General features: G+C 52.3%; 10 protein-coding genes. 4 read left to right on the plus strand and 6 right to left on the minus strand.

The window, feature by feature from the left end; genetic code table 11:
• Positions 1-24: 24 nt before the first annotated feature.
• Positions 25-1,311, plus strand: a complete 1,287-nt coding sequence (gene hisD / locus BP727_RS07145) for a histidinol dehydrogenase (protein WP_286858051.1) — start codon at positions 25-27, stop codon at positions 1,309-1,311.
• Positions 1,312-1,341: 30 nt separating this feature from the next.
• Positions 1,342-2,202 (plus strand): methanogenesis marker 8 protein, encoded by an 861-nt coding sequence (locus BP727_RS07150; protein ID WP_286858052.1) that lies wholly within the window; start codon positions 1,342-1,344, stop codon positions 2,200-2,202.
• Positions 2,203-2,214: 12 nt separating this feature from the next.
• Here BP727_RS07150 and BP727_RS07155 read toward each other — a convergent pair whose 3' ends face one another.
• The 5 genes from BP727_RS07155 to BP727_RS07175 all read right to left on the minus strand — a co-directional run bounded on the left by BP727_RS07155 (position 2,215) and on the right by BP727_RS07175 (position 7,222).
• On the minus strand, positions 2,215-2,541 hold the full coding sequence (locus BP727_RS07155; RefSeq protein WP_286858054.1) for a hypothetical protein: 327 nt from the start codon (positions 2,539-2,541) through the stop codon (positions 2,215-2,217).
• Positions 2,542-2,744: 203 nt separating this feature from the next.
• A complete protein-coding gene (locus BP727_RS07160) occupies positions 2,745-4,076 on the minus strand; it encodes an AAA family ATPase (protein ID WP_286858056.1) in 1,332 nt (443 codons plus the stop codon).
• 145 nt (positions 4,077-4,221) lie between these two features.
• Positions 4,222-4,776 carry a hypothetical protein gene (locus BP727_RS07165; RefSeq protein ID WP_286858058.1) on the minus strand — a complete coding sequence of 185 codons (555 nt, stop codon included), beginning with the start codon at positions 4,774-4,776 and terminating at the stop codon, positions 4,222-4,224.
• A complete protein-coding gene (locus BP727_RS07170; protein WP_334102663.1) occupies positions 4,773-6,086 on the minus strand; it encodes an HD domain-containing protein in 1,314 nt (437 codons plus the stop codon). Before BP727_RS07170 ends, BP727_RS07165 begins: the two co-directional genes overlap by 4 nt.
• Positions 6,087-6,415: 329 nt before the next feature.
• A complete protein-coding gene (locus BP727_RS07175; protein WP_286858059.1) occupies positions 6,416-7,222 on the minus strand; it encodes an Fpg/Nei family DNA glycosylase in 807 nt (268 codons plus the stop codon).
• 138 nt (positions 7,223-7,360) lie between these two features.
• On the opposite strand from BP727_RS07175, the gene BP727_RS07180 reads away from it, so the two are divergent.
• Complete coding sequence (locus tag BP727_RS07180; RefSeq protein ID WP_286858061.1) at positions 7,361-8,227, plus strand: hypothetical protein; 867 nt, start codon at positions 7,361-7,363, stop codon at positions 8,225-8,227.
• Between the two features lie 116 nt (positions 8,228-8,343).
• Positions 8,344-8,817, plus strand: a complete 474-nt coding sequence (locus tag BP727_RS07185; protein ID WP_273277785.1) for a hypothetical protein — start codon at positions 8,344-8,346, stop codon at positions 8,815-8,817.
• Positions 8,818-8,862: 45 nt separating this feature from the next.
• Here the strand turns inward: BP727_RS07185 and BP727_RS07190 are convergent.
• Positions 8,863-9,393: hypothetical protein (locus BP727_RS07190; RefSeq protein ID WP_286858064.1), on the minus strand; the 531-nt coding region annotated here is incomplete at its 5' end.

Here is a 9,393-nt window from a genome sequence, read left to right on the forward strand (position 1 = left end):
GGGTATTATGAAGGAGGTTTTAAAGTGATAACTAAAAGGCTGAGCGAGCTCGAGGATGAGGATCTGCGTTCACTTCTCTCCAGGGATGTGGGCATTCAGGATGTTCTTCCTGCAGTAAATGAGATCATCATGGAGGTCGGGTCGAAAGGAGATGAGGCTCTATTCAAGTACACCGAGAAGTTTGAAGGGGCCCACCTCGATGACCTGCGCGTGACCCAGGAGGAGATCGATCTATCATACGACCTGGTGGATGACAGGCTTCTTGAGGCGCTCTCCTCGGCAGCGGATCATATCTTTTATTTCCATAATGAACAAAAAGAGCATGACCTCTGGATGAGCGAGGCATCTCCTGGGGTGCTGGTGGGCCAGAAGGTCGTTCCTCTGGATTCTGTTGGAGCTTACGTTCCCGGGGGCAGGGCGGCCTACCCCAGCTCGGCCCTGATGACCGTCATTCCCGCTAAGGTTGCTGATGTGCCCAGGATTGTGGTCTGCACCCCGCCCCAAAAAGACGGATCGATCAATCCATTGACGCTGGCTGCTGCGGATATGGCAGGAGCTGACGAGATCTATAAGCTCGGAGGGGCTCAGGCGATAGCGGCCATGGCTTTGGGCACAGATAGCATTGAAAGGGTGGACAAGATCGTGGGGCCGGGCAATGTCTATGTCACTGCCGCCAAGATGCTTACCCGAGGCTCGGTGGAGATCGATTTTCCTGCTGGTCCCAGCGAGGTCTTGATCCTGGCCGACCGGACAGCGGATCCTGGGGTGATAGCTGCCGACATGATCGCCCAGGGAGAGCACGATCCCAAATCGATCTCCGTTTTCGTATCCCTGGATGATCTCCTGGCCAGCGCCGTGGCGGAGGAATTGAACATTCAGGCTCCTGGGGCTGCACGCAGCGATATTGTCTCTGAGAGCCTGGAGCACAGTGCCATTCTGCTGGCGGATGATATGGATGAGGCGCTTGATTTTGTCAATGCTTTTGCCCCTGAGCATCTGGAGGTAATCACCAGGGAGCCCATGAACGTCCTGAGGTCCATTCGCAATGCAGGGAGCGTGTTCCTCGGAAAGTTCACCCCGGTGGCGGCAGGGGACTATGCCAGCGGGACGAATCATGTGCTTCCCACCTCGGGATATGCTCGCATCTTCTCCGGCTTGAATGTGGACCACTTCACCAAGAAGATGACCCTGCAGATGATCACCGATGAGGGGCTTCTGGGGCTGGAGGAGACGATTACCACTTTGGCCGAGGCGGAGGGGCTGCTCGCCCACGCCGAATCGGTGAGAAGAAGGCTGGAGCCGCGGGAATGAACCCGCGGCCTGATATCGGTCTGATCTAAAGTGTCAGAGCATCTTCTGGTGATGGCCGGGGCCCGGGTCAGGATTCGGGACGGGAAGGTCGAGGTTCTAACTGAGCCTGCCATCCGCTCATGTCCCTTGCGTCAGGATCTGTATGGCATCAAGGTCGAGAGCAAGGAGACGGTGAAGAGGGTATTAGAAGAGCATATGGCAGAGCTTGGCATGTACGGGCCGAAGAGAGTCCTGGAGCTGGAAGATAAGCCGGTGAGCTTTGGGGCTTCGGAGATCCTCTCAGATGCCCTGACAGAAGGGCTGATAGATGCCGCAGTGCTGGTAAGTGAGGGTGCGGGCACAGTTGTGGCCACCAGCCCCGCGGTCCTGCAGGCCATCGGGGCCCACATGACCGGCCTGATCAGGACCGAGCCGATAGAAGAGATTCAACTCGGCCTGGTGGAGAGGGGATGCATCCTGATCGATCGGCAGGGAACAGTAGATCAGGTCCTGGGTTTTGAGAGGGCAGTAGAAGCAGGATATAGAAGGATTGCTGTAACCGTAGCCGGTGACAGGGCAGATGACACTCGAGCGCTGCGGGAGAGGGAGAGAGCTTTGGGAGCCTGGGCCACGATTTTAGCCGTTCACACCACGGGCATAAGCGAGAGCGAGGCCCAGGTTCTGGCGGAATGTTGCGACCTTGTCTGGTCCTGCGCCTCCCGATCCGTGAGGGAGGTGGCAGGAGGAAAGGCGCTGATGCAGATTGGCATTGCCATTCCCGTCTTCGCTCTGACCCCGATGGGAAAGAGGCTGATATTGAACCGGGCGATGCACTTTTCCGGGCAGCTGGTGCTGCACCGGGCGGGCCTGCCGGTGACGCCGGAGGGAAAGCAGCCGAAGCCACTGGTTTAAGCTTTACATAAATTAGGCAGGAGGACGTATCAGTCGTTCCTCTTCATTAGGAGCGCCCTCCTCTAACCACTGAATTGGTCTCTCGGTTTCCATGGCAGGATTTACCCACAAGATCTGCCTGAGCTCGCCAGCAATGGCGGAAGTTGCGCAGAAATATCTCCTCGCAGCGTCATCAAGCGAGACGATACGGTTATCTGTTGCCCTTGCTGCCTCGACAAGATGCAGATCTTTTTCCATAGCATTAAGAGCTTTTTCTGGTGTATTTGCCCGAACGATCTTTTCCGCCAATAGGGGATCGTGATCTATTCTTGGCTGATAAACCCTCTTTTTGGCGTTCATGCTTCTTCTCCATTTTCGAGCAAAAGGATGAGAGTGGACATCCCATTCAGCGCCTATCTCTTTCGTCATCACCAGCCGATGAGATGTCCTCTCTATCATGATTTTTAAGAATTGCTGGCAGAGCACACCTCTCTGGCCCCGCTCGCCGGTGGATGTGGCCACTGATGCATCGATGACCAGACACAACCCATCTGGGGATGACATTAGTTCGGCTCCAGACGAGCCTCGGCTGCATGAATGTAGCGGATATCAGCGTCCATTTCTGCGGATGAGAAATCCTCCGGCCAGTCACCGAAAGCCCCTGATTTGTCCAGGTCAGCGCTGGATACTTCCGTAACGCCGTCCTCCGGCCTCCTCTTGAACCAGTGGAGCTTGACCTTATCTGGCGATAGCTTTCCTTCGGCAACCAGGGACTGGACCCCCAGGAGCAGCATTGAGCTATGGGTCTCGGCCACCACACGAACGCCACGGTTAGCGGCATCGGCCAGAATTTGTGCCATCGCCATCTGAGCCTTTGGATGCAGACGAATCTCGGGCTGCTCTACGTAGACCAGCTGGCCAGGCTCTGCCGTGAGAAGTGCAACAAGAATCGGCAAGGTTTGGGATACGCCAAATCCAACATCTGCAATGCTCACCATATCTTTTGCAGTATTGATCGAACTCGCAGGGAGACGCCCGATAAGAAGCTGAACCTGAGTATCATCAACAGCTTTGGCTCCTATCTTTCGAGTCAGTCCCAGAAGTTCAAGGCTTTTTCCAAGCTCCTTAAGTCTTACGTCTTTTGAAACCTGCCAATGATATACAATGCTGGCTACATAATCCTCAAATTTGCCTGGGAATTGTGATGTTATGGCTGTGATTTTGTAAGTGCGTTGAGGATTTCCCCGCAGAGCTGATATGTGGAGTATTCCACGCAGAGGCGTCCCGAAGGTGTCGGACATGTATTGGATGAGAATGGGTGATACATATGTTTCATCATCCGCTTTCATAATTGGAAAATATCCTATATCCAAAAAACAACGAATGCGGTATGTCCTTAATTCAAGCTCATTTTCAATTTTCTTTCCTTGTGTTTTTATGAAGTTATTCCATACATCCACAAGCCAAGGAACTGTTGAAAGAAGGGCTTTATGTCCCTGTCCAGGGCGCAAAGTTGTTGCAGCCTTTTCTCCTTCAATGTAAGTCATTTCAGCGATCTCGATGCCTTTTTTTGGCTCTTTTTTGAATGTTTCTCTGAGAGAGAACGATCTATTTAGATCAAACTCAATCTTGAAACTATTACCGGCTTTGCCATTTGATTTAGAGAGAAATTGTTCCGTCGAGGTGAAAAGGACATTTGGACCGGCGATCAAGAGGGCTCCGGGATCATAACTGGCTTCTAGAGTTTGTTTCATCATAAGCAGTGGCTGCATTATGCTTGATTTGCCTGAGCTATTGGCACCTGCCAGTATTGTCAGGGGACGAACTTCTATGGAGCACTCTTCCGCCAGGGACTTGAAACCCTTCACAGAGATGCGCGTTATTCCTTCTGCCATATGATCCTCATAAAGGTATTAGCAAATGCAAGATGTAAGCCTTTTCCTCATCAAAGCTCGCCCCGGAAGGCCCGCTCCAGTATCGCGGGTGTGAGGGCGTCAAGCTCGGCGGCGGTCTGGGCCTGGTAGCGCTTGAGGACATGCATCATGAGCTGCTGGATAGTCCTTTTTCCATTGCTTCTCTTTTTATGGCATCAATTTTTTTCAATGCTTCGCAGGATTCATCAATCGTGATGTGAGGCTTCAGCTCAATGATCGTATCCTCTCGTGACTTTCCTTCTACGTTCTCGTCGAAGGTAACATACAGGGCAGTAGCAAGGCGTTCAAGATCTGCAACGCCTAAAATCCCGATCTTCTCAGCGACAAAGTTAATTCTGTCGGCATAATTGCTTAGCGTCTTAGGGTATCGAAGAAGGAATTCTTGGCCTTCTTTTGTGGGAAAAAGGTTTGGCCCATAGGGCACACGTGTTTTATACTCCAGCAAGCTATCCGCTCGCATCGCAGTGACCTCGTCGCTCAGATCAAATGAATACGGCCCATGCTTGTAAAGAATAAACTCGAAACCCATTGGGACTCCCAGCAGCTCTTGCAGAAAATACGCAGCCTTCTGGATGTGAGTCTCACCGCACCAACTCCCTTTATCTTTCATCTCTTTTATCAACGAGAGCAGAACGGCGTCTCGCTGCATTCTCTTCATCATTCTTCCACTCCCTCCTTCGAACTGATGATCCTTGTCAGATTCTTTTCACGCCAGGTCTCAGCTCTTTTTCTGCACACCGGGCTTATATAAACATAATCAATCGCTACCACTGGCACTTTTTCTATAGTCTCCGACCTGGAAAGAGAAGAAAAAATCCGGCCATCTCTGGCGATAACGGGAAAGTTTAGACCACTCCCCTTCTGGATGTATGTATCATGCCGGACCTCAGATTCCCCAAATTCCTTGCATGCTGCAATAAAAACAGCCTTGCCGGACTCGCGGTTTTTTTCTAGATCTTCCCTTGTCCTCTGGTAGAGCAATCTGAAATGCACCCTCTTGGCAATGCAACGGGCCGAATCAAAACCAGGATGATTTTCATCCCGGGCTGCCTTGGAGAGCTCTTGCGTTACCTCGCTGTCGGTCATCCTCAGTAGTTCTTCTATGGATGTAGAGAACACGCCACCAGGAAGCCAGCTCTTGAGAAAGTCTTTTAGATGAATATCGTAAATTCGGCGAACATGGTGACAATAGACCTGAGAGAACATGAAGTACCTCGCCAGCAGTAGCGCTTCTGCAGAGTGAATTCCTCCTTCTTCAATACCCAGGGCCGGTTCCTGTGATCCCGGTTCCTCCTCTGAGGTTCGGTCAACTTTGGGTAGAATGCGAAGGGTATCGATCAGACGATATTGGTCAAATCGCCCATAGGCAACTCCTATGTGATGGGAGTCCCTAAGCAAGTAGTCCATCCTGTCGACTCCGAAGGCATCGCCTACTATTATCTCGGAGAGTATAGCCTCCCAGTCATCAAATCTGCTATCTTTGTAGTGTTTGGGACCCACGGCAAGCTTTGCCACATCCTCAGAGTTCACTTTCATCGCAGTCCAAATCGGCTCCATTTCGCCACTGCGAATCAGCTCCAGGGTTAGACGCTCGTGATCCCAGCCGGCTGGCAAGAGATCGCGCTCTGCTGCGTGAGAGAATGGAAGGTGGCCAAGATCGTGACATAAAGCCGCCATGCGCAATGCTCTTCTCCAGTATTCCAGATCAAATTTCCTGGGAATTATTGATCTTACTGATTCATGGATGTTATCCGGGTCTGTTATCACATCATAGACTCTGCTGGCAAGCTCCATGACCCCTAGAGAATGCTCAAATCGACGATGAGTGGCACTTGGATAGAGCAGATAGGTCAAAGCAAGCTGATGGATATGCCTGAGCCGCTGGAAGGGACCACAATCCAGGACCCGCATCTCTTCTGTCTCCAGCCGGATAAAATTATGGATGGGGTCTCGAATCTCTTGATTAGACATAGCTCGCCTTTAGAATGCCTTTTGCCACTTCATGAAATTATATGTTTTCTGCATTAATAAAGTTCACCGAAGGGCGGAACGAAAGTATTTTCTTGATGGAAATGCCAAATGGAGTCCACGATGCTGCTTGCAGCCAGAAGCCTTTGAGAGATGCTTTCGACTCATTTCGGATTTCTTATATCGCTTCTTGCCTCTCCTGCAGAAAGTGTACCGTCTGGGATATGGGCAGGAGTTTTGGAGGCCAGCTGCCATGAATGCATTGGCCAGGGCATTGAGATGGGGGTACACTTTGGCTCACAGCTATAATGCCATCATCACCTCAATCGGAATCATCTCTCATCTTCCGGCCCGGAATCGGCCAGTCTCTGATGCTGGGGACAGTAGTAGCAGGTCCGGCCGCCAAGCTTCTCATGCCGAAGAAGTGTTCCGTCCCGTGGGCAGCGACCGCCAGGATGGCGATGGCGGAGGAGATAGGATTCGGGCAGGCGGTCGAAATCCGCCCGGACAGAGATCGAGGTCGTCAGAACATCTTTTATAATTGAGATGAGTAGAGATAGCTGCATCTCATCCAGGCTCCGGGACTGGGGATGAATGCCCGCCTGAAAAAGGGCCTCATCAGAATAAAGGTTCCCGATGCCGGAGATGAGCCTCTGGTTGAGAAGCAAAGACTTTATAGTTCCCCTCCTGCTGCGCATGATCTTTAGAAAATCATCCCGGTCTATCAGCAGGGCATCGGCCCCTATCTTTCCCTCCGTCAGGAAAATGGAGGGGCTTTCTGTGAGTCCTACCTCTCCAAAAATTCTAAGATCATCAAAGGCCAGACGGCGGCCGTTCTGGAACCGGATCAGCATTCTAGTATGGGCTGGCTCTACCTCACCCATATCCTGATAGATCAGCCATCCGGTCATGCCCAGATGAAGCGTGAGCCACAGGTCCTCCTCAAGCTCTAAAAAGAGCCTCTTTCCATGCCTTTGGACGGATCGGAAGATCTTTCCTGTCAGGCATTGATTGAGCTTGACAGGTGTGACCTGGGAGAGGATGCGCTCGTCTCTGATCAGCACCTCCTGTATGGGCTGGCAGAGAACTGCAGACTCCAGATACTCTCTGGCCGATTCTACCTCGGGAAGTTCGGGCATGGCCTTCTAACATCCTTTCTTGCGAAGCATACTGCTTTGCGCAGAGCAGTATACTCGGAGAAACAACTTAGCATATATACCTCAGGCCTGAATTTAAGGCAGTGGCAGAATTGTGGTATTGGCAGCAAAGGTGTGAGCATGGGCAGCAACATAGCCAATGAGGCATATGTCTTCACTGAGACGGACAAGACCAAATCCAAATGGGTGGCCAGAGTCTACCAGGATTTTCTGCGGAGGACCGGCAGGCCCAAGACCACGTTGAGGGGGCTCTTCTATCATGCCCTGCAGATGAAGGATTCGGAATATCCGATCTGCGGGGGATTTGTAGGAGAGATCAGGATCATGAGGCCCTACCATGAGCAGGATGGGCTAAAACTCCTGAAATGGGCTCGAAAATCCAAAGCGATGGGATTCGTATCCCCCGAGGCTATAATCGAGGAGACCTCAGGCGAGGGCAGCTTTCTGCCGGCGGATATGCAGACGAATGATCACACGAATGGCCAGATGAGATCCGCCCCGGCCACTGAGGTCTGGCTGAATAAGCCCTCGCTCTCTTCGCTTCTCATTCCCATATGCAAAAAGCATGGCATCGCTCTAATCTGGTTCGACGGCCGCCCCTCCAAGGAGGCCATAGCAAATCTTTTCGCCCGTACCTGTGCCCAGACCACCATCCTTACCCTCTCCGACCTCAGCCCGAAGGACGCATTCTTCGCCCATGATCTGGCGGATTTGATCGACGGCTCAAGGCCCGTGGGGCACAGCGCAAGCATTGAGGTGAAATCGATCGGACTGGTGCCCGACCAGATTGGATTGCTGAAGATTCCCCTTGTACATGGCAATAGAGGCCAAAGGGAGGAAGAGGAACGCTACGAAAGATATCTGAAAAAATGCTCTCTCGATCCGAGAAAGGTGGCAGAGCTGGATGCCCTTGAGGTCTATTATCCCGGCGGAGTTGCCGCATATCTTGTCGATGCGCTGTCCAGATATCTGCATGGCGATATTTGATCTCTTTTTATCTTAGCAGCTCTCCATTGCTCCTCATGCCGCGCTCCCTTTGCCTTCCATTCAGCTCAGTTCGGACGCGGAAGTATTATAATAGTCTGGATCGCACTTGAACTGATATGACAGAAGTTCCGGATATCCCTCTGGACCAGATCCAGCAGCGAGTGGTGGCCATGTGGATGGGAAGCTTTTACGGCAGCAGCGGCTATGTGGCCCGGAAGCTTGGCAAGAAGGGCTTGAGGGAGTTTCAGGATATCGGAGCCCGCCAGGTTGCGGCCACCTTCAAGCAGCTGGGCCTGGACGAGCCGGAGAGCGTTGCCATGGCCATAGCCACCAATGACAAGAACCTTTTTGGAAGCCAGGTGGAGGTGGCAGAAGGGGACGGCTTCGTGGAGATCAGACGACTCCGCTGCGGCCAGATGGAGGGAGCCAAGTCTTTTGCACGGGTGGGGGCGAGCCTGATTGCCAAGGAGCACTGCAAGACCTGCATTGAATCCCACTGGCAGAAGGTGTTCTCTGAGCTGAAGATGGAGCTCGAGGTCGAGCACACCGACGAGGGATGCATAATGAGAATATCAAAGCGAGAAGCTTGAAAAAAAGCAACTGAAAGAGTTCAGTCCGAGATCGCACTAGTAATATCAGGCGGCAGATCTGGATCTGCGCTCCTCGAGCTCTCTGCTCTTTGCATCGGCCTTGGAGAGAGCCGTCTCCTTGGCCATTTCTTTTGCTTTCGTCCGCTCAGACTCGGCCTGGGACCGAAGATCTGCGGCTGAGGCCTTCGAGTCAGCAGCTGCAACATTGCGATCGGCTCTCATGCCCGCAATTTTTTCGGACTGCTCTGATCGGCTGCTTTTCAATTCCCTGCTATTCTCGATTGCCTCTGTCCTCTCTTTTTGCGCCTGATCGCGGGAGCTGGTGGCAGAGGCTTTAGACAGGGATGCAGAATCCCTTTCCTCTTGTGCAGGGGGAGAGGATTGTGCAGACGCGGAGCACTGGTCATTGCTTCCAACTTCTTTCTGAGGATCTGATGCTTGTATGGATAGGATCGCAGCCGCATTATTGCTTTTCTCTGAATTGGATGGTGCTGCAACAGCCTTTGCACTCATCGCTTCATCATTGCGTTCTGCCCGTTCCTCGGCCAGTTCGTCCTTCTTCACAGATTGGCTCTC

This window comes from Methanosaeta sp. UBA356 (genome assembly GCF_002496465.1).
Taxonomy (GTDB): domain Archaea; phylum Halobacteriota; class Methanosarcinia; order Methanotrichales; family Methanotrichaceae; genus Methanothrix; species Methanothrix soehngenii.